Raw genomic sequence first — 20550 nt, forward strand, 5'->3', positions numbered from 1 at the left:
CCGCCCTCACCCGGCTGGTGTGGCCGGTGAGGGGTTCACCGACAGGCTGCCGGGTGGCCAGATCCCATGTCCGCACCGTGCCGTCGCTGCCGCCAGTGACGACGACCGTCCTGCCGTCCAGCACCACGGTCGCCACCGCCAACACCGCGCCAGTATGGCCGGTGAGGGGTTCACCGACCCGCTGCCGGGTGGCCAGATCCCAGATCCGCACCGTGCCGTCGATGCCACCGGTGACCGCCACCATCCGGCCGCCCAACACCACGACCGCCACCGTCCCTACCGCGCCGGTGTGGCCGGTGAGGGGTTCACCGAGCGGCAGCCCGCTGGCCAGATCCCAGATCCGCACCGTGCCGTCGCCGCTACCGGTGACCGCCACCATCCGGCCGCCCAACACCACGGCCGCCATCGCCCTCACGGTGCCGGTGTGGCCGGTGAGGGGTTCACCGACAGGCTGCCGGGTGGCCAGATCCCATGTCCGCACCGTGCCGTCGCTGCCGCCGGTGACGACGACCGGCCTGTCGTCAAGCACCACGGCCGCCATCGCCCTCACCGTGCCGGTGTGGCCGGTGAGGGGTTCACCGACAGGCTGCCGGGTGGCCAGATCCCATGTCCACACCGTGCCGTCGCTGCCGCCGGTGACGACGACCGGCCTGTCGTCAAGCACCACGGCCGCCATCACCTCCACGGTGCCGGTGTGGCCGGTCAGGGGTTCACCGACAGGCAGCCCGCTGGCCAGATCCCAGATCCGCACCGTGCCGTCGTCATCGCCCGTGACCGAGACTGTCCGGCCGTGGATCACCGCGGTGGTCCCTGCTCTGACGGGGCTGGTGTGGGTGCCGAGGATTTCGGCACCGAGGAGACCTGGGGTGGTCCAGTGGACGTGCCAGCCGGTGGGTGTGGTGGGCTCGGTCAGGAGGTTTCCGAGGGAGGCGGCCTGGAGTTCGAGCTGGGTGGCGTTGAGGGCGGGACGGTCAAAGTCCCACCGATGGGTGGCACGTCGGAAGGCGTCCCATAAGCCTGTGGTGGCATCGACCGGGTCCCAGCCGGTGAGGGTACGCAGGCGTGCGGCATCCAGATGGGGCAGCAGCCGGGGGTTGAGGATCTGCCGGTCCAGCGCCCCAGCGGCGCGGGCGTGTTCGGCCAGATGCCGGCGGATGTAGGCGGGCAGGTCGGGATGGTCGTGGGTGAGGGCTACTCCGGCCAGGGCCAGGAGGTGGGCGGTGATCCGAGCCTCGGTGGAGGTATTTTCATCCGATCTGTTCATGGTGCCGGGGTGATGGGGTCGGGTTCGAGGAGGGCGCGCCACTGGTCGCGCAGAGTGGTGTTGAGGGCGTCGTGGAAGAGGCGGTAGACGGTGGTGCCGTCGGTGATGTCGGTGGTGAGGTAGCCGCCGAAGGGTGAGTGCAGGAGGTCGGCGATGTCGCGGTCTCCGTAGGTGCGGTCGGGGTCGTCGGCGACAGCGTTGGCGAACGCGGGCCAGATGCGGCGCCAGGGGATGCCGCGACCTCGGGCGAAGGCGAGTGCGCGTAGCAGATGCACCGTTTGGAGGCGTTTTTCTGTGTCGTTGTGGCAGTAGGTGTCCAGGTCCTGGCGCAGGACGCCCTGAACCCCTTCGTCGACGGCTTTGAGCCAGGATTCGTCGGTGGGTGAGACCGATTCGGACCGGTGGGCGAGGTTTGCGGCGGCGATGCGGGTGACGAGAAAGCTGGTGCCGGCGCGCGCTGCCAGGGCGCGCGCCACCGCACCGGCGATATCAGGCGTCTCGCGCTGCTGGTAGGGGCTGGCGGGTGTGGTGGTCAGCATGGCGGCGGCGTAGTCGGCCAGGTCGCCGGGCGCCCACCAGGGCTGTTCGTCGACCCGGATGCGGCGGGCGGTCAGGATGTGTTCTGCCTGGTCGGCGAGCGGGACGCCGCGCGTAGGGTGCAGGTCCGGGGAGGCGGGGTCGTCACCGCCGGGTGAGCGTACGCCCACGATCAGCCGGAGCCGGGTGCGTCCGGGATCCAGCCGGGCTAGTTCGCCATTCAGGATGGTCATCGCGTGGGCCGTTTCGTCGAGGGCGTCGACGACTACAGTGATCTTGTCCGTGCCGGTGGTGAGCCAGTTCTGCCAGGCGGCCACCCATTCCTCCAGCGTCGGCTGCCCGCCGTTTGTGCCGGGCGGGGGCACATGCAGGGCGGTGGCGATCTGCGCGATCACGTCGGAGGGGTTTTTGCCGGTGGCCAAGACCGCGACGTCCACCGCGCCTTCGGTCGGGCACAGGTCTGGCGGGATGTCACCGAGGTGTGCGGCGTATCGCGTGCGGAAGGCGGGGTCGCTGAGGGTCACTAGTCGGGACAGTACGGCGGATTTCCCGCTGCCCGCGCTTCCGGTGACCATCGTCGCCCCCGGATCACCGGTAGAAGCGTCGATCAGGTCTAGCATCAGCTGCCGGCGGCCGGTAAACAGCCAGTTGGTGTGGCCGTCCGTTGTGGATCCGCGGGACTTGGGTCCCCAGTGCGCTTCCACATCGGCCTGCGGAATGGCCAGGTCGCTGCGCGGAGCTTGGACGGTGGTGGCGTCCTGGGCGCGGTAGTGCGGGTTGGGCAGGCACGGGTGCGGTCCGTATGTCTGGCTGCCCTGGAGCGGCTCCAGCCGTTGGTGTGGGCCGAGGTGGGCACGCACCCCCTCCAGGAACGCCTGGACGTCGAGGTACTCGATCTTCTGCCCGGCCCAGGATTCGCCCTCCCGTGAGCCCAGTTCGGCGAGGAACGCGGTGACCGCAGCGGTCAGGGCTCCGGTGATCGCCTCCCGGTCCCGGGTCGCGCTGGGCAGCACCAGCCAGGTGCCGGGGATGTCCTTCTCGAACGCGGCGACCTCGGTGATCGTCTTCCCGGCGAAGCACAGGTCCAGCATCAGGAACAGGTGACGGATCTCTGTCGTCTTCAGCCACATGATCAAATCCGCCGTGCGCAGCGCGGTCGCTGGCAGCCGCAGCGACTCGCTGGCTTTCAAGACCGTCCAGTGCACGTTGTCGCTGGTCTCGCCGTGACCGGTCACGAACACTACTGCGGCGTCCCCCGCCCGCCACCGCGCGTAGGGCTCCGGGTTCTTCAGCGCGTCGGTGATCGCGCGCTCGCTCGGGTTGTGAGCAAGTTCCGGATACGCAGGCGTGAAAGCCCGCGCCCCCAGGCCCAGCGCGCACAGCCAGTCGGTGAGCGCCTGGACCTCGGCGTCCACCGGCAGCGGCCCGAAGTGCGGGTCGTCGTACTGGGAGGTTGCGATCGCCACGAAGTGGCGGCGCGTAATCCCGAACCCTTCCTCCGGCCCGGTCGCCCCGGTCACCGGGCGGCCAGCGGCAGCACCGCCAGCAGCGCGGCACCGGTCTGCCTCTTGCTCAGATAGCGGCTCACCGCGTGGGCGTCGCCCTGGTTGTCGACCTTCTCGTCACTGATCCGCGGCCAATACCGCGTCAGATCCCCGGCGAACGCCACCGGATCGTGCGGATCACGTACGTTCACCCACGCCCCCAAGCCCAGCGGCAGGCCCTCTTTGCCATAACCGGGGTCGGGCATCAGCGCCCGTACGAACCTGGCACCCAGCGGCGATCCGAGCGTCACCAGCAGATCCAGTCGGCACCCGGGGTTCCGCCGCACGAACTCCAACGCCACCACCGACCCCAGCGAATGCCCCACCAGCACCCGCGTATCACCACCGACCGCCGCATCCACGATCGCGTCGACAGCCGCCTTCAGCCCCGGATCCCGCAGATAACGCCGCACCTCACGGAAGGCACCCGCGAACACCAGGGCGGCACCCGGCCCGAAACGCCAGTCCAGCCCGCGAAACGCCACCCGCAGCGCAAAGGGGATCCGCGTGTATCCCTTCACCGTCTCCCGCTCCACGGCCGCCAGCGCCTCTTCCCCCGCCGCCTCCCCGGCTGCCTGCGCCAACTCCGCCGCGTCCTCTGGCATAAGACCGGCCGACACGTCGTCGTCCCCACCGCTCTTTGTAGCGGCCCTACTCGGTCGGCTCGCGTCCAGGAACAAACGCCCGTAGTAGGCAAGGTCGAAGGCGAACGGAAGACCAGGTAAGGGCCTCCCAGCGGTGGCCTCCAGGCCGTCCAGCAGCGAAGGACCCCAAGCACCCACCAACTGCGCACGCCCCAACTGTCTCTGCCCGATTCCGTGCACACCCACCACGACCGCCACCGCACACCCCCTTCTCACGTTCCTCTGCACATCCCAACACAAACCCCGCACCCTCACCGAGAAACGGCTGCGCCCGCCGCTCCGGCACCGCGATCACCCCCTCCGGCGAGCCCGGCACCGGCCCCACCAGATCGCCCCGCACCACCCCATCAGCCCCGCAGCTCTCACGGCGGGCCCACTGTAGAACTCACCGATTCGTCACGCCGCGAGTGATGTCCATCCTGATCTTCCTCATCATCGGGCCGTCTAGCTAGGTCAGAGACCGCGTTTGAGATCTCGCGTGCCCCTGTTCGGGGGCGGTTGTTGAGCCCTTCGTGAGTGATTCTCGGGGTGAGTATCCGTCCGACCTGACGGACGAACAATGGCTTTGGTGGAGCCGATGCTCCCGCCGGCGCGGGTGGGGCCGAAGGGTGGACGGCGGGAGCATCGGCTCCACGTCCGCGGATCGTGGACGCGATCTTCTACGTCGTGCGGACTGGTTGTGCCTGGCGGCAGTTGCCAAAGGACTTCGCGCCTTGGCCCACCGTGTATTGGTACTTCACCTGGTGGCACGACGACGGGACGGTCGAGCGGATCCACGGCGCCCTTCGAAGCCGGGTCCGCGAGGCCGACGGTCGGAACGCCGAGCCGCTGATGGTTCTTCTCCCGACGCGGGGCACGCGAATGGCGTTGGCCCCGGTGAGTACGCCGGGGCCAACGCCTTCGTGAGGGTCCTCGTCGTCCTAATGCTCGACGCCGGGCCGTCGTGTCATGTGCTGGTGCTGGACACGTTCCGGAGCAGTGCGGCGGTCAGCGCCAGGAGCGTCTCCGCCTCTACTCGGTCGTAGTCGAAGCTCTTGGTCACCGCGTCGTTGTGCAGGGCGCCGCACGTCTGGCTGTACAGGGCGTCCTGGATTCGCCACCACCGTTCGGTCTGGCTGCACTGGTTGCCGAGCTTCTTCGATCCGGGGTTGTGCCAGTCCACGTTCAGCTGGATCCACTCCAGCGCCCGCCTGATCTCCAGGATCGACGCGCGGACCTCTCCCACGGTCAGCAGCCGCTGTGCCTCCCGCAGGGTCCGGCCGACCTCGGCTCGCTCGGGATCTCCGAGCGGGTAGGGCACGGCCATCTCGAACGCTGCGGACGGCCCCAGCTGGGCGATCTGCTCCTCCCACCGGCTCTTGGCGATGCTGATGTGCACAGTGTCCTGCGCGCACCCCGGGTACCCGACCGCCTGCGGCAGGGTCGCGTTGAAGTCGATCTCGAACCGCACATCGCCGGCCCGGGCTTCCTCGATGGCGTGGACCTGCAACGAGGTCAGCGGGAACGACAGGGTCCTCCTGTGAACGGTGACTTTCGGGGTGTACGCCAGGTTCGCCGTGGTCCGCCCGAGCCGGTCCCGGCGCGACGGCACGGTACCGGAGCCGAACAGATCCGCCTCCAGAGCGAGGAGCTTCCCGGCCTCGTCGAACGGTGACACCCCGACGGCGAGCTGGACGCACAGTTCATGGCCGCCGAGCGCACGCCGCAGCGATGTCTGGTCGCTGTCGCCGACCGCGATGGTGAACCGAATGTTGTCTTCGAAGCGGAGTTCCTGCATAGCTCCCCCAAGGGTGTGTCGATCACCCGATTCTGCCGGGCGGAAGGACTGCATTACCTCCGTCTTTCCGCTGCAAGGTTGTCGGCTCCGAGCACGCGAAGGCTCCGTGCTCGATTCGCTGACGGAGCATGTTGGACTTCACGGGTCCTGGTAAATCAGCAGCGCAGTTCGGGGAGGCTGGCCCCCCCGCCCGGCTGAAGTCGCTGCGCCACATCCTCGACTCCGACGGCACCGAGCTGCCCGCCAGCGTCGCGGCCGCCGACGCCCGCGACGAAGTCCTCCCGCCCCTGGAGGAACTGCACGACACCCGACACGGCATGGAACTGCCCGACGGCAATCGGGGGTTGACCCCGTGGGGCCCACAGACCTAACTGTCGCTGAGCTGTTCTTCGTCTGGCCTATGCCGGGGGAGGCCGACCAGGTCGGCGGTAGCGACGGAGAGCCTGTCCACCGGGCCGGTGTCGCCCAGCTCGACCGCGAGCAGCGCCGGTACAAACTCGGTGATCTCCACGCTACCGGCCAGGAACTCGAAACTGCGGTGGCTTTCGCCAGTCCCGCATGACTGCCCTGGTCGTAGATACAGATTCGCGTGGACTCGAGGACGGTGGGACGGTGGGCTCGCAAGCCTTACGAGTTGACTGCGCTCATCCAGAACTGCTGCCGGAGCAAATCAATGCCAAAGGGCCAGCCTCGGTGACTTGCCCCTCGCAACAGACTGCTCCACCTCGGACCGTTCCAGATGCCGCGTGCCACTACGTGCCATTCGTAGGGGCAAACAGAGGTCACTACGGACGTCATACGCCCACCGGCGACAGCACATCCGCACAGACTTTCCGCTGGTCAGAGCTCCCCTTGGCCGTCATATGCTGGTTGATTCCCAAGCTCAGAGCGCGAGTTCGATTCTCGTCACCCGCTCCACGACGAAGGCCCAAGTCAGCGACTTGGGCCTCCTTTGTTGTCTAGACCATTTCTTCCCGCCAGCCCTTTCTGCTGACAGAAGGCCAGTCTCGGTGACCTCCCGCGCGATGCGCGGGCCGGCTTAGTTCAGGACTTCGGGCAGCACCCTTGAAGGTGAGGGAATCGAACGAGGACGCCGACGGCCGGGCGGATGGGTCGGGTCAGGCGTTCTGCTTCTGCGGGTGCAGGTCGAGTGTGATGTGCGGGCTGAGCGCGTGCAGGAAGTCGGGGGCGTCGAAGATCTCGCCCGCGGAGGCGACGCCGACGGTCTTGGTGCGGCCGGTCAGGACGCGTTCGAGGGCCTCGGTGACGAGGGGCGCGGTGACGGCGTAGATGTCCTGGCCGCTGGCCGTGGCCCGGCGTTCGGCTCCGCCGGAGCGGACGACGACGTCGACGAGGAAGGTCTGGTTCGAGCGCCCGCTCTCGTCGGTGGCGGTCGGGGCCGGCGTGTGGGGGGCGGCGACGTCTCGGGCCGCCTCGGCGGACATGTAGGTGGTCACGTCGGGGATGGAGAGGTGCTGGGGGACGGTGACGACGTCCGCCATCGTGAACTCCCCGATCACCGGCCGGGTTCCCATCGGTTCGGGGAAGGTCCACTCCAGGGTGGGCGCGGCGTCGGTGCGGTGCTCCCACTGTCCGCCGCTGTAGCGCAGGCGGTGCTCGCCGCGTCGCTCGCGGGAGACCGCGCCCGAGAGCCGGGTACCGGCGGTGGGGTGCCAGTTGCTGAGCCCATAGGCGATGTGCGCCTCGTCGGCCTCGGTCCAGTCGCCCATCGCCGCGGTGGCCAGCAGGTCGCCGAGGCCGCCGAAGAAGGCCATGGCCGGGACGATCACCGCTCCCGCGTCCCGGGCCCGCTCGCGGTAGTGGGAGAAGGTGTCGAGGTTGGCCTCAAGCTCGGCGGCCACATCCAGGTAGGGGATCTTCGCGCGGAGCGCTGCCTCGATCACGGGGCCGACGGTCGATGCGAAAGGGCCGGCGCAGTTGATGACCGCCGCCGTTCCCGCCAGGGCCCGGTCCAGCGAGGCCGGGTCGTCGACCGACGCCACCCGGGCCTCCATCCCGTGCTCGTGGGCCAACTTCTCCAAGGCCCCCGCATTGCGCCCGGACAGCACCGGGACGAACCCACGCGCGGCCAGTTCCGCGACCACGAACCGTCCGGTGTGACCGTATGCGCCGAACACCGTCACCAGCTGACCTGACCCCATGAGACTGCTCCCTGACTCGAACGCCCGCTGCGAGGTCCATCCGCTGCGGCCTGACACCCACATCCTGTCCGTCCGGCAGCACCCCGCGTGAGTGTCGGAAACGACATGCCGCGTACAGTTTCAGACATGCCCGCTGTTGCACTGGCCGTCACCGACGGCATGCTCCACTACGAACTGTCCGTGGCCGTCGAGGTCTTCGGATCCGACCTGACCCACATCGTGGACCCCTGGTACGACTTCTCCCTCTGCGGGAGCGGTCCGGTGCACGTCGGCCGCTTCCGCCTGGAACCCGACCACGGACTCGACCACCTCGCGCACGCGGACACAGTGATCGTCCCTGGCTGGGCCGACACCGACCGCGACCCGCCCGCCGAGCTGGTCGAGGCGGTGCGTGCGGCCCACGCGGCCGGTGCCCGCGTGGCCTCACTGTGCACGGGCGCCTTCGTCCTGGGCGCGGCAGGACTGCTCAACGGCAGGCGCGCCACCACACACTGGGCCCACACGCGGGAACTGGCCCGGCGCCACCCGGCGGCCACCGTCGATCCGGACGTCCTCTACGTCGACGACGGCGACGTCCTCACCTCCGCGGGCAAGGCCGCCGCCATGGACCTGTGCCTGCACCTGGTCCGCCTCGACCACGGCTCGGCCAACGCCAACAAGATCGCCCGACGCCTGGTCATCCCACCCCACCGCGACGGCGGCCAGGCCCAGTTCATCGCCACCCCCCTCCCCGCCCCAGGCAACCACCCCCTGGGCGAGCTCTTCCCCTGGGCGCTGGAGCGGCTGGACCAGCCGCTCACCGTGGAGGACCTGGCCCGCCGGGCCCGTATGAGCTCACGCCACCTCGGCCGCCACTTCAAGCACCTCACCGGCACCACGCCGCTGCAATGGCTCCACACCCAGCGCATTCGCCACGCCCAGGAACTGCTGGAGACCACCGACGCCACCGTGGACACCATCGCCGCGGCCACCGGCATGGGCACCGCCACCACCTTGCGCCGCCACTTCCACCGCAGCGTCGGCGTCCCGCCCGACACCTACCGCCGTACCTTCCGTCCCTGACTGAAGGAGCTCGGCCGAGGCCCGGGCGAGAGGCGGTCGTTGTCCGTGTACGGCTACGGCTGCTCGGCTGCTCGGCTGCAAAGTGCGCACCTGACCGCTATGGTGACGCACCATGTCGCCGATAGCTCGCACCTTGCAGATCGTCCTGATGGTTTCCGGCTTTCTCGTACTTGGCTATGCCCTCCTGTGGGACATGGACGACGCCACCGGGTGGCAGTGCCGGGCCATAGAAATCGGGACGGAGCCGGTGCAGACCTGCGACACCGAGGACGGCATGCAGACCCCGGTCCTCCTCGGCATGAGTGGGCTCGCTCTCGAGATCGCGGGCGTCTCCGTTGCGGTGGGGGCCCGTCGCCGGGACCCCTTCCTGGATTCGGCATCCGTCGTCCCGGTCTCCTTCCCCTCGGCCCCCGTCGGTCCGGGGCAGCCGCCCCACACGCCCGCTGCCGCGCCCAGCCCGTGGCCGACCCAGATGCCCCCGCAGGCTCCGCCCAGGCAGCACTGAGAGGGCTCAGGGTCCGAGGGATGGTCCGAGCCAGCGCCCGGGGCTTCCTTGTTGTCTGGACTTCTCGGGTGGGTCTCGGCCAGTGCAGTCGCCATCCCTGCCGCGTATGGCCGGCGGTCCCACCGAGCGGGTTCCTGCTGTCGCGAGCGATCACGCCGGCGACGTCAGAGGACACAATCAGCACCGGAAGTTGCGGTCACTCAGGCCCGTTCCGCTACTGAGCTTGAACCCGTCTTCGTTCGATGAGCAGACTTCCAGCCACGACGGGTATGCGGCCTGCTCACAGGTGGGCGTCCAGGAACTCCCCGAGCGCTGTCCTGGACACCGGACCGCTCCCGGCCGCCTTCGCCTCACCCCGATCGATCAGCACGAAGGAGGGCGCGCCGGTGACGCCGTACCGCCGTACGGGGCCGGGGCACCTCGCGATGTCGGCCCGTACGACGATCAGTCGGCCCTGGTAGACGTCGGCCAACTCCCGCACCAGGGCGTCCATTTCCTTGCACGCTGCCGCGGCCTTGGGCCACACCCCGTGGAAGTACGCGAGCACCGGCACGTCCGCCCTCGCCAGGATGAACTCGAACTCGGCTTCCTCATAAGGTCGTTGGACCCTGTTCGCCATCGGCACTCCTTGTCGCTCCACTCGATGCGAGGCAGTGGGCGCCTCCTTGTGTCTCCCGACCCCGACGGCCGTACTGCCCGTCAGTGGGCCCTGCGTGCTCGGGCGGCCTTGCGGGCCTCCGCCATCGTGCGCGCCTCCGCGGCCTTGCGGGATTCCTTCGGCGGGCGACCCGCGCGGGTGCCCAGACCTCGGAACGCCGCGTTGCCGGCCTTCGCGCCGTCCTGCACCGGCGGGCGCTTCGCCCCTGTGATGCTGGTCAGCCTCTCCTCGCCGGAGCGAACCTGAGCGACCGTGGGGCGGATCCCGGCATCCGACATCATCCTGTTCACGTCCCGGCGCTGGCCGGGCGTGACCAGCGTGACCACGCTGCCGGACTCCCCGGCACGCGCGGTGCGCCCGCCGCGGTGGAGGTAGTCCTTGGGGTCGGAGGGCGGATCCACGTTGACCACGAGGTCCAAATGCTCAATGTCGATGCCACGGGCGGCGACGTTGGTGGCCACCAGCACCGTGATGGCCCCGTCCTTGAACTGGGCCAGCGTGTGCGTGCGCTGCGGCTGCGACTTCCCGCTGTGCAGAGCACCCGCCGTTATCCCGCTGCTCCGCAAGTGACGGGTGAACTGGTCCACACCGTGCTTGGTGTCCAGGAACATCAGCACCCGCCCGTCCCGAGCCGCGATCTCGGTGGCTGTCACGTACTTGTCGGCGGGATGGACGTTCAGTACATGGTGCTCCATCGTCGCGACCGAGCCCTCCGCCCGATCGACCGCGGCGAACACCGGCTCATTCAGATATTGCCTGACCAGTTGATCCACGTTGCGGTCGAGCGTCGCGGAGAACAGCATCCGCTGCCCGCCGGGGGGCGTCCGGTCCAGGGCCTCCGAGACCTGCGGCAGGAAACCCATGTCGCACATCTGGTCCGCCTCGTCCAACACCGTGATCCGCACCCGGTCCAGGTGACAGTCCCGCCGGGCGACGAGATCGGCCAGCCGTCCCGGCGTCGCCACCACGACCTCGGCACCCGCCCGGAGCGCCGCCACCTGCCGGCCGATCGACAGCCCGCCGACCACAGTCACCGAACGTAGCCCGAGCGACTTCGCGTAGGGAGCCAGCGCCTCGCTCACCTGCTGCGCGAGTTCCCTTGTCGGCACCAGGACGAGCGCGAGAGGGCGCTTCGGTTCGGCGCGCCGACCCGCCGTACGTGCGAGGAGCGCAAGCCCGAAGGCGAGGGTCTTTCCCGAGCCGGTCCGCGCGCGGCCGAGGACATCGCGGCCGGCCAGCGCGCTCGGCAGGGTGGCCGCCTGGATCGGGAACGGCTCCCGTATCCCGAGCCCCGCCAGCACTCCCATCAGCTCGACCGGCAGTTCCAGCTCCGCGAAGGAGCCGGCCGGCGGGAGGCCGGGCGCCGCTGTCCCCGGCACCGAGAGCTCGCCCCGTGGGGCCCTCCCCTGGTCGGACCTGCCGGGTCCGGAGCGACCGGAGGCCGACTGCTTCGACTTCATTGGGGTTCCTCGTCTCGGCGCCCTGAACGGACCTGGGCCCGTGCCTTGTCCGGCACGGGCCCAGGCTCTCTGCAAGCGTGACCCGACCTTACCAGCGCGGGCCTCCCCCCAGCCGTCCCGCGGCCCGGCCGGGCACCCGCCCCGGGGACCGTCACGCGTTGAAGGCCGGTAAGCCCCTCAACCCCTCGGGCATGGGCGGCGGCCAGCGCAAGAGAGGCTGTCCCGCGCCGGAGCGGCAGAGCGCATCGCTTACGCACGCAGCGAGATCACCGTGGTGCCGGAGCCGACCGGGCCCGCCCTCAGGACGGTGCCGGTCAGGTCGGTGAACGACGTCATCCTGATGCCTCCGTGCGCGTCCGCGGACGACATGGCCAGCCGGTACGCCGCCGGGTCGGCGTCGCCGATCTCCAGTTCCACCACCGCCCGGGAGTTGGGCGGCACGGTCACCTTGAGGGAGTGCGTGCCCTCGGAACGGCGGAGGGAGACCGAGACGGGGCCGCGCAGGGACGGGACCGTTCCGTCGACCCGGGTCAGCTTCCCTGTCCTGGGCCGGACGCGGAACCCGGCCGCGCCCGGTTCCGTGACCTGGACGCCCAGTACGTGCCGGGCCACGGCGTTGGCGGGGGCGGACGCCCAGGCGTGGGAGAAGGTCATGTTGGGCTTCAGCGACGGGTCCCACGCCTCCGTGACAATGGTGGCCTTCAGGTCGTCGATCATGTGCAGCCATGAGTTGGTGGCCCTGGAGGTGAGCAACGCGAGCGCGGCGTCGGCGCGGCCGAGTCGGAACAACGCGTCGAGCAGGAACTGCGCCCCGTACACGCTCATCTTCATACCGCCTGCGGCGAGAGTGTCGCCCATCCTGGTCAGCACCTCGCCGTCGAGGGCGGCGGCGACACCGAGCGCGACCGGGAAGGCGGTGGCGTGCTGGGCACTGTGGGTGGTGCCCGCGCCATCGCGGAACAGGCCCGCCGAGGTGTCGAGCAGGGTGTCGCGCATGGCGGCGGCGAGGGTGTCGGCCCGCTCCCGCATCAACGCTTTCTCATCGCTCTTGCCGAGGGCGGCGGCGCACTTGGCGAGAGCGTCGAAGGCCGCGTACTGGAAGGCGTTGACGACGGTGTTGACACTGGTGAAGACGTAGCCGTCCCGGCTGGTGGCGGGCCAGTCGACCAAGTCGCCCAGATCCTGGCTGGAGCTGCCGGGCGACTTGTGAACCAGACCGTCGGAACCCAGATAGGAAGTGAGGTTCTTGGCGGCGAGCAGGGCATAGTCCTTGGCGAGCTGCCGGTCGTCGCCGGTGGCGAGATAGTCCTCCCAGGCGGAGATCGCGCACATCAGCCGGTACTCGGTGGGCCAGGTGCCCTGACGGACCAGGAAGTCGTTGGACCACCGGGCGAGCGCGTACGAGCGCTGCACGCCGTACTCGGACAGCTGATTGATCAGCGCGTCGCCCTCGTAGGGGCCTCGCTCGCGGGTCGGGGTGTCCTGGTAGAGGTCGCCGCGGGTCGCCTCGACGGAGTAGCGGCACAGGTCCCAGACCTGGTCCAGATCGGGGTCGGAGCTGCTGAAGCGGGAGTCGGAGTCGTCCCAGTCGAGCTTCCAGGCGCGGCCCCTGACGGTCGCCCGGGACAGGTCGACGGAGGTGCGCAGCTCGGCCCAGCGGAAGCCGCGGTAGCCCCAGTGCTCGAAGCGCTGGGGACCGTCGCGCAGAGTCCAGACCTCGCGGTAGAGGTTGGTGGCCCGCAACTGATGTTTCACGGTGTCATCGGCGTTGAGTTCCTCGCCGAGGCGCACCTCCACGGTGTCGCCCGCGTTCCCGGTGACCTCCAGGGCCAGCCCGCCGACGATCTCCCGGCCGAGGTCCACCAGCCAGCGGCCGTCAGCCACCTCGGTCACCGAGGCCGGGGTGACGTCGTGCGACCGTACGGGCTCGACGAGCGCCGGGACCAGGCCGTCGATGGCGGAGCGGGAGGCAGGGGTGAGCCAGTCCGTGTCGTCGAAGCCGGGCTCGGTCCAGCCGACGGGCTCGTTGCGCAGATCCCAGTACTCCTGGGGCACGGTGAAGAAGGTGCTGCCCGCGCTGCCCCCGGCCGGGAGCAGACCGTCCTGGCCGCGGGCTCTCCAATCGCCGCCCGAGCCGATGGTGGCCCGGCTGCCGTCGGTGTAGGTGATCTCCAGCTGGGCCAGGAACTTCTGCTCCGAGGGGGTGTGACACAGCGCGGCCAGAGCGTTGGCCTCGCCGGGGCGCAGGGTGTCGGTGATGTCGAAGGACTGGTACGCGGCCCCGGAACCGGAGCGTACGGAGGCGTAGCCGACCAGACTGGCGTTGCTCCAGACCTTGGCCACGTACTGCCTGGCCGGGTTGGCGGAGGTGGCGGCAACGTGCAGCACGGCGGCGGCGACCTTCTTGCCGGACGCCAGGTCGTACTCGTGCCGCAGCAGCGCCCAGGTGTTGTCGGCGCCGTAGGAGGAGAGCGAGGAGGCGTCGGTGGGGAAGGTGAGGACACCGTTCGCGACGGTGCCCGCGGAGAACGTGCCGTTGTCGGAGGCGAAGTCGTCCTGGAGCAGCACGGTGCCGTCGGCCGCGGTGAAGCGGACGCTGTCGTACACCTGCGACTCGGTGCGGCCGTTGCGCAGGCCGATGTTGCCCGCCGTGTAGCGGGTGTGGGTGGTGGTGTCGATGACGGTGCCGTTGACGCTGGTGGTGAAGGCGGAGCCGGTCATGGTGACCGAGAGGTCCACCCACTCACCGGTCGCGACCGGGAAGGGCAGAGTCACCTCGCCGAGGACGCTGTACGTACCGTTCACGCACACGTGCTTGCGCAGCACTCCGGCGGTGACGCCGGCGCGCAGTTGCCACATGTAGTTGTTGGCGGTGTCGGTGGCCCGGAACCACAGACCGGCGGCCACCGCGGTGATTTTGAGGCGAGCGGCGAAGGCGCCGTCCGTCATGGTGGGCCCGCTCGGGGCCCAGATGGGCTCGGCCTGCCACTCGTCCTCCACCGCGGTCGCCATCAGCACGGGCTCCGACCACGACGACGCCTTGTCCGCCCAGTTGCGGACCCGCCACCAGTAGGCGGTACGCGGTTTCAGCGCCGGACCGCCGTAGGCCACGGCGGTGGACGCGGCGGTGGCCACCCTGCCGCTGCTCCAGACCAGTCGGTGGTTCTTGAACCCGGCCGGGGTGGTGGCGACCTCCAGCTGGTAGGCGCGCTGGCGGGTACGGGGGCCGAGGTCGGGGACCTGCCAGCTGAACCGGGGCCGTTGTCCGGCGGTGGTACCCAGAGCCCGCGGCAGCAGGTCGGTCAGCAGGCCGGTGGGCGCGGGGGGCGTGCCCTTGCCTCTGCCCTGCGCGGCGGCGGACGCCCGGGGTCCGGTGAACACGACAGAGGCGGACGCGGCGGCCCCCAGCCGCAGGGCAGTTCTGCGCGTCGGGTGTCTGGACATGGGCAGCCCCAGTGGATGAAAGGTTTCATTCGGGTGCTGGGAGGCTAGGGCTGCCCAAAAAGCGGGTCAACAGATTGGACGAAAGAAACGACCGAGGTAGAAGTGAAACGATTTATGCCGACGGGGCTGAGCTCTCGCTCCGAATCGACACTGCGGTCGCTGTCAAGGGCACGTGGCGCAACACCCGCGGTGAGAGCCGGCATGCCGAAGGGCGGCTGCCTGGTCGTCGGACTTGGCCGCAGCCTTCCGGCGTTCGGCCCGCACCAGGGAGTCCGTCGCTGTCCGGACCTCAGACGATCTACGCCCCCTGACCCCACCGCCCGTCCAGGCCGGTGGGGTCAGGGTTTGCGGGCCCGCGCCTGGACGAGGAGGCTTTCGCGGACGGTGGTGTGGCGTTGGTCGAGGTGGTCGTGGAGTGTGCTGGTGAGGGAGTCGAATTCCCCGACGGTGAGCGGGGTGTGCTGCAGGAGGCGGTCGCGGAAGAGGTGGGCGAAGGAGAGGAGCAGGGTCTGGTAGCGGTCGCCCGGACGCCAGTAGTAGGTGTGGGCGGTGGCCTGGACATCGGTGAGGCCGGCTTCGCGCAGGAGACCGGGCAGCCGGGCGCCGATGTGGACGTCGCCTCCGAAGACCCCGGCGAGCAGGTCCTTGAGGCGGGTCCACGCGGGGTGGGGCGGGTCGCACTGCCACGTCGCCCAGTCGAACTCCTGGACCGCGACCCATCCGCCGGGCCTGACGACGGCAGCCATGGAGTCCAGAATCCCGCGGGGGCCGGTCGTGTTGATCAGCAGCAGCCGGCAGTGGGCCAGGTCGTACCGGGCGTGCGCCTCCGCGACGGGCGGCAAGGCTTCGTGGCGGATCTCCACGTTGCCCAGGCCGAGTTGGCTGACGGACTCGCGGGCCCAGCCGGTCATCCGGTGGTCGGTGTCGAGGCCGGTGACCGATCCGGTGGGGCCGACTCGTTCGCCGAGAAGGTCGAGGATGCCCAGGGGGCCGCAGCCCAGGTCCAGTGCGTCCGCGCCCGGCAGCAGGGGAATCGTGTCCAGTAAGGCGGCGGAGGCCGGTCGCAGGAGTGCGCACTGGGCGAGAAGACGTTCACGCTCGGCGGAGGAGGACCCGAGCAGATAGTCGGCGGCTGCCGGAGGATCCACGTCGCGTACGGCGGCCGGTGTTCTGTTCACGTGGTCCTCGATTCGCCTCGCACGACCATCGCCGCGCGCTACACATGGTGACTGTTCCGTCACGGACAGCAGTATCCTGGCGCCGGACGCTCTGGCAAACGCGCCTGCGGAAAGGGGTCCACGGGCCCTTCTGTCGCAGGGCACTTCGAGGGGCGCGGACCGGGAGCCGTCGGCATTCACGGCGACTCCGACCGCTCCGCGCACTTCCGGGGCAAGTCCCTGTTCGGTGACGATCCGACCCGCCTGGCCGGCGCGCGCGATCGTTGCCGTCCGCTTCTGTACCGCCGACGACGGTTGTCGACCAGACCGAGGATGTTCGTGTCTTCCTTCACTCTCCAGCCTGGAACCGAGTCGGCGCCGCGCGGCCTGAATCCTGCCGCGATGGTCTTCTCCTCCGCGGCGACACGCATGCTGCTGAGCGGTGACGGCATGACCACCCCTCTTCTGCAGGCGCTCGTGCACGGCCCCCTGCGGGCGCGGGCAGACGGCGTACGGACCGTCGGGCCGACCGTTCTCCCGCCCGGCATCGGCGAAGCCCTGCGCCCCGACATCCGCGACAACTGCCTCCTGCGCCGCTCCCGCCTGCTGACGGTCACGGGACAGACCGTGTCGGAGAACACGGTCGCGGCCCGCTCGGGAGTGGATCCGCGCGTCGACAGCGCCGTCACCGACCCCTCGCAGCCGGTCGGATTCGCGCTCGCCGAAGCGGAAGTGGTCCTGCGCAGGCGCATCGTGCACGTCGGCCGGGCCACCTGGCCGGACGGCACCCCGTGTGCGGTCAAGACCTACACCCTCGACAGTGACGGCCGACCGCTTCTGTGCATCCGGGAACTGTTCAACCCCTCCCTGGTCGACGCGGCCGTACACGCGTTTCCCGCGTGTGCCGGACCTGCGGGTCTCCCGCTGACGACGCTGTGACAGCAGCGGGCCGCGGCGCCGGGGCAGCGGACGTTCGTGCCTGGCACGAAGGGGCAGAGCGTGCTGTTGTCCCGTAAACAAGGGATGATCGAGGCATGAGAGGCGATGATCCGCTGGTTTTCGGTGCGGAGCTGGGCTCACGGAGCTGTGAGGAGGCGGTGACGGGGCCTGTCCGGCGGGGTCCGGCCGAAAAAGCCGACGATCATGGCGGCTCCGTGCGGTCGTCGGCCCCGCGGCGGTGGAGGGGGCGGTGAATGAAGAATCCCTCCTCAGACGGTACGAAGCGCTCCTGGGCGCCGTACCGCAGTCGGTCTGGGCGTTGTCGGCCGACGGAGTCGTCACGGTGCTGATGGGCAGCGGGATGCCGGAGAGGCTGTGGCACCCCGACGGTGAGAGCTCATGGATGGATGCCGTGCATCCGAAGGACCGGGACTGGTTCCAGCGGGCGTGGCGCAAGGCCACCCAGCAGCGGTCCCCCCTCGACACGATCGTACGAGTACGGCTTGAGGAAGCCCCCGACCGCTTCCGCCACATCAAGATCATCGCCGCACCTGTCATGGACCGGAACGGCGAACCGGAGTGGGTCGGTACCGCCACCGATGCCGAGGACCACTGGCGCACCCGCATGCGGGAGAAGCTGCTGGCTCGTATGGCACCCGTACCGGCCGCGCACAACCTGTCCGAGGCCTTTCTGACCACCGCGGCGGCCGTCGTGCCTGAACTTGCCGACGCCGTCGCCGTCTTCCACGTACAGGGCGACGCCGAAGCGGCTTTTCGGAACACCGAGGGCGTACCGGCCGCGGCGTCGGCGGAGCGGGTGGGGCTGGCCCCCGGGCTGCCTCCCATGCATCCGTTGGACGCGGATTTCCTGCTGGGGCCGGCCGTACAGGAGGCCATCGAGAGCCAGGAGGCGGGCCTGCTGACCTTCCCGCCGGGAGAGCCGCCCGAAGGCAGCCTTTCCAAGGTCTCCGTCCGGTGGCTGCGCGAGGCCGGCGCGACGAGCGTGGCCCTGCTGCCCGTCGTGGTGGACGGCCGGACCGTCGCGCTGGCGACAACAGCGACCTGCCGGGGCAACCCACCCTCGGACAAGGCCGACCTGTACCTGCTGCAGGACGTCTTTCAGCAGATGAGCGAGCCCCTGCGCCGGACGATGGAACTGCAGAGCATCCGCGACATGGCCCTCGTACTGCAGCAGTCCTTCCTGGCCGACCCGCCGTCAGTCGAGGGTCTCGTCATCACGGCGCTCTACCATCCGGCCGACTCGGCCGCCGAGGTCGGCGGGGACTGGTACGACGCCGTCCGGCTCTCGGCCGACTCACTCGCGCTGTCCATCGGCGACATCGCGGGTCACGACGTGGACGCGGCCACCGCGATGGGGCGTGTCAACAGCATGCTGAGGGGGCTCGCCTACGACAGCGGCCCGGCCGCCAGCCCGTCGGCCACCTTGAGCCGGCTCGACCGCATCGTGCAGGCGCTCGACAGCCCGGCGATGGTCACGGCGGTGCACGCGGTCCTGCACCGGCAGGCGGACGATGCCTGGCACATCGCCCTGTCCAACGCCGGCCACCCGCCACCCCTGCTGATCCCGGCCGACGCGCCATCGCGGTACCTGCACGACCTCACGGCCGCGGACCCACCGCTGTGCGTCGACGAGGCCCTTCCCCGTACCGACCTCCACGCGGTCATCCGGGAAGGCGACACCTTGGTGCTCTACACCGACGGACTCGTGGAGGTGCCGGGCACGGACATCGGTGACGGTCTCCGGCACCTGCGTGAGCACACCGACGCACTGGTCCGGAAGGGGGTCTCCCAGATGTCCCTGATCCGGGGGCTCCTGCCGCCCGTCCAGAACCGCTGGGACGACATCGCCGTCATCGCCCTGCAAGCCCGGAGAGAGCGGTGAGAGCAGTGAGACCCCGCCCTGCCGAGGGTCTTCCCCACGGTTCCGGGGACACGCGGAGCGTCCGGCCGGCCCGGCCGGATTGCCGGACGCGTCCTCGTCCCGCGGCTCCCGCGGCTCCCGCTAATGGCGCTGTTCCCGCTGTTCCCGCTGTTTCGCTTGCGACCGGAGCACCGTGTTCATACCGTTGGTGAGCCGTCCTCGACCGAAAGAGGCGCCGCATGAATGCTCCGCACGACCGACAGAGCGGACTTGCCACCTCGCGCGCCCACTCCGCCCGGGTGTACGACTACATTCTCGGCGGCAAGGATCACTATCCCGTTGATGTCGAAGCGGGTGACGCCATGTGCCGGCACTGGCCCGCGCTGCCCGTCCATATGAGGGAAAACCGCCGATTCATGCACCGCGCCGGGCGCTTCCTCGCCGAGGAGCGAGGCATCCGCCAGTTCCTCGACGTGGGGACCGGTCTGCCGACCTCCCCCAACCTGCACGAGGTCGTGCAGGAGGTGGCGCCGGAATCACATGTGGTCTACGTCGACAACGACCCCGTCGTCCTCGCCCATGCCCGCGCCCTGCTGCAGAGCTCGGCCGAAGGGGCCACCGCGTATGTGGACGGCGACATGCACGACCCCGACACCATTCTGGGCAGCCCCGAGTTCCGTGACCTCATCGATCTGGAGCGGCCCGTCGGCCTGATGCTGATCGGCATCCTGCACTTCATCCTGCCTCCGGACGACCGGCGCCTGATCAAGCGGCTCCTGGAACCGCTGCCGTCCGGCAGCTATCTGGCGATGACCATCGGCACCGCCGACTTCGCACCCGAGGAAGTCAACCGGGTGGCGGAGGAATACCGGCAGCAGAACATGCCCATGGCGCTGCGCGATCTCCCCACCGCCACCTCGTTCTTCGAGGGACTGGAACTGCAGGAGCCGGGAGTCACCCAGGTGCACACCTGGCACCCCGGGCCTGAACAGGCCGGCATCGACGGCCGCGACATCGCCATGTACGGGGCGGTCGCCAGAAAGCCCTGACCAGCGGACGAAGGCGGCGACCCGGGACTGGCCCTGTTTCAGAGCCCTGAGGGCAGTGTGAAACAGCGTTGAAGGCGCCGTGCCGCAGTCTCTGCGGCATGACGACAACGACTTCGCACTCACTCGCCATCGCGGCCAAGGGGCTGCGCAAGGCCTACGGGGACAAGACGGTCCTCGAAGGCATCGACCTGACAGTGCCGACGGGCACGGTCTTCGCCCTGCTCGGTCCGAACGGCGCCGGCAAGACCACCGCCGTGAAGATCCTGTCCACGCTCATCACCGCCGACGCCGGCGACCTGCGTGTCGGCGGGCACGACCTGGCCGCCGATCCGCAGGCGGTGCGTGCCGCGATCGGGGTCACCGGGCAGTTCTCCGCCGTCGACGGTCTGATCACCGGTGAGGAGAACATGCTCCTCATGGCGGACCTGCACCACCTCTCCCGCGCCGAGGGACGCCGCTCCGCCGC

At 69.7% G+C, this 20550-nt stretch carries 18 protein-coding genes; 8 read left to right on the top strand and 10 right to left on the bottom strand.

What is annotated here, in order from left to right; all coding sequences use genetic code 11:
* From IEY79_RS36350 to IEY79_RS36360, 3 genes are all read right to left on the bottom strand, one after another.
* The coding region (locus tag IEY79_RS36350) for a WD40 repeat domain-containing protein (RefSeq protein ID WP_189111937.1) at nucleotides 1-1264 on the bottom strand (1264 nt) is incomplete at its 3' end.
* Complete coding sequence (locus tag IEY79_RS36355; RefSeq protein WP_189111938.1) at nucleotides 1261-3267, bottom strand: ATP-binding protein; 2007 nt, start codon at nucleotides 3265-3267, stop codon at nucleotides 1261-1263. The genes IEY79_RS36355 and IEY79_RS36350, both read right to left, overlap by 4 nt.
* Nucleotides 3268-3317: 50 nt before the next feature.
* Nucleotides 3318-3929: an alpha/beta fold hydrolase gene (locus IEY79_RS36360; RefSeq protein WP_189111939.1), complete on the bottom strand. Its 612-nt coding sequence runs from the start codon at nucleotides 3927-3929 to the stop codon at nucleotides 3318-3320.
* 702 nt (nucleotides 3930-4631) lie between these two features.
* Here IEY79_RS36360 and IEY79_RS38575 point away from each other — a divergent pair.
* Nucleotides 4632-4895: a transposase gene (locus IEY79_RS38575; protein ID WP_373292700.1), complete on the top strand. Its 264-nt coding sequence runs from the start codon at nucleotides 4632-4634 to the stop codon at nucleotides 4893-4895.
* 40 nt (nucleotides 4896-4935) lie between these two features.
* On the opposite strand, the gene IEY79_RS36370 is transcribed toward IEY79_RS38575, so the two are convergent.
* Nucleotides 4936-5766, bottom strand: a complete 831-nt coding sequence (locus IEY79_RS36370) for a hypothetical protein (RefSeq protein ID WP_189111941.1) — start codon at nucleotides 5764-5766, stop codon at nucleotides 4936-4938.
* A gap of 128 nt (nucleotides 5767-5894) precedes the next feature.
* Here IEY79_RS36370 and IEY79_RS36375 point away from each other — a divergent pair, with 128 nt between their 5' ends.
* Nucleotides 5895-6137 carry a hypothetical protein gene (locus tag IEY79_RS36375; protein ID WP_189111942.1) on the top strand — a complete coding sequence of 81 codons (243 nt, stop codon included), beginning with the start codon at nucleotides 5895-5897 and terminating at the stop codon, nucleotides 6135-6137.
* Here IEY79_RS36375 and IEY79_RS38580 read toward each other — a convergent pair.
* Together IEY79_RS38580 and IEY79_RS36380 are read right to left on the bottom strand one after the other, a co-directional pair.
* A complete protein-coding gene (locus tag IEY79_RS38580) occupies nucleotides 6134-6418 on the bottom strand; it encodes a DUF6420 family protein (RefSeq protein WP_373292701.1) in 285 nt (94 codons plus the stop codon). The genes IEY79_RS36375 and IEY79_RS38580 overlap by 4 nt on opposite strands.
* Before the next feature lie 466 nt (nucleotides 6419-6884).
* Nucleotides 6885-7928 (bottom strand): saccharopine dehydrogenase family protein, encoded by a 1044-nt coding sequence (locus tag IEY79_RS36380; RefSeq protein WP_189111943.1) that lies wholly within the window; start codon nucleotides 7926-7928, stop codon nucleotides 6885-6887.
* Nucleotides 7929-8054: 126 nt separating this feature from the next.
* Between IEY79_RS36380 and IEY79_RS36385 the strand changes: the two genes are divergently transcribed.
* Together IEY79_RS36385 and IEY79_RS36390 are read left to right on the top strand one after the other, a co-directional pair.
* A complete protein-coding gene (locus tag IEY79_RS36385) occupies nucleotides 8055-8990 on the top strand; it encodes a helix-turn-helix domain-containing protein (protein ID WP_189111944.1) in 936 nt (311 codons plus the stop codon).
* A gap of 112 nt (nucleotides 8991-9102) precedes the next feature.
* Entirely contained in the window at nucleotides 9103-9495 is a 393-nt protein-coding gene (locus IEY79_RS36390; RefSeq protein ID WP_189111945.1) for a hypothetical protein, read from the top strand.
* Nucleotides 9496-9775: 280 nt separating this feature from the next.
* Here the strand turns inward: IEY79_RS36390 and IEY79_RS36395 are convergent, their stop codons facing one another.
* The 4 genes from IEY79_RS36395 to IEY79_RS36410 all read right to left on the bottom strand — a co-directional run bounded on the left by IEY79_RS36395 (nucleotide 9776) and on the right by IEY79_RS36410 (nucleotide 16235).
* The gene (locus IEY79_RS36395) at nucleotides 9776-10114 is read right to left on the bottom strand and encodes a thioredoxin family protein (protein WP_189111946.1); all 339 of its coding nucleotides are present in this window, start codon (nucleotides 10112-10114) and stop codon (nucleotides 9776-9778) included.
* Between the two features lie 80 nt (nucleotides 10115-10194).
* Nucleotides 10195-11613 (bottom strand): DEAD/DEAH box helicase, encoded by a 1419-nt coding sequence (locus IEY79_RS36400; RefSeq protein ID WP_189111947.1) that lies wholly within the window; start codon nucleotides 11611-11613, stop codon nucleotides 10195-10197.
* Between the two features lie 249 nt (nucleotides 11614-11862).
* Nucleotides 11863-15057 carry a family 78 glycoside hydrolase catalytic domain gene (locus tag IEY79_RS36405; protein WP_189111948.1) on the bottom strand — a complete coding sequence of 1065 codons (3195 nt, stop codon included), beginning with the start codon at nucleotides 15055-15057 and terminating at the stop codon, nucleotides 11863-11865.
* 338 nt (nucleotides 15058-15395) lie between these two features.
* Nucleotides 15396-16235 (bottom strand): methyltransferase domain-containing protein, encoded by an 840-nt coding sequence (locus IEY79_RS36410; RefSeq protein ID WP_189111949.1) that lies wholly within the window; start codon nucleotides 16233-16235, stop codon nucleotides 15396-15398.
* A 318-nt stretch (nucleotides 16236-16553) separates the two neighbouring features.
* Here IEY79_RS36410 and IEY79_RS36415 point away from each other — a divergent pair, with 318 nt between their 5' ends.
* The 4 genes from IEY79_RS36415 to IEY79_RS36430 form a co-directional block, all read left to right on the top strand.
* A complete protein-coding gene (locus tag IEY79_RS36415; RefSeq protein WP_189111950.1) occupies nucleotides 16554-17153 on the top strand; it encodes a hypothetical protein in 600 nt (199 codons plus the stop codon).
* A gap of 250 nt (nucleotides 17154-17403) precedes the next feature.
* Nucleotides 17404-19056, top strand: a complete 1653-nt coding sequence (locus IEY79_RS36420; protein ID WP_189111951.1) for a SpoIIE family protein phosphatase — start codon at nucleotides 17404-17406, stop codon at nucleotides 19054-19056.
* Between the two features lie 218 nt (nucleotides 19057-19274).
* On the top strand, nucleotides 19275-20084 hold the full coding sequence (locus IEY79_RS36425; RefSeq protein WP_189111952.1) for an SAM-dependent methyltransferase: 810 nt from the start codon (nucleotides 19275-19277) through the stop codon (nucleotides 20082-20084).
* 98 nt (nucleotides 20085-20182) lie between these two features.
* The coding region (locus IEY79_RS36430) for an ATP-binding cassette domain-containing protein (protein WP_189111953.1) at nucleotides 20183-20550 on the top strand (368 nt) is incomplete at its 3' end.

The sequence above is a fragment of the Streptomyces camponoticapitis genome (assembly GCF_014646115.1).
In the GTDB taxonomy this organism is placed as follows: Bacteria; Actinomycetota; Actinomycetes; order Streptomycetales; family Streptomycetaceae; genus Streptomyces; species Streptomyces camponoticapitis.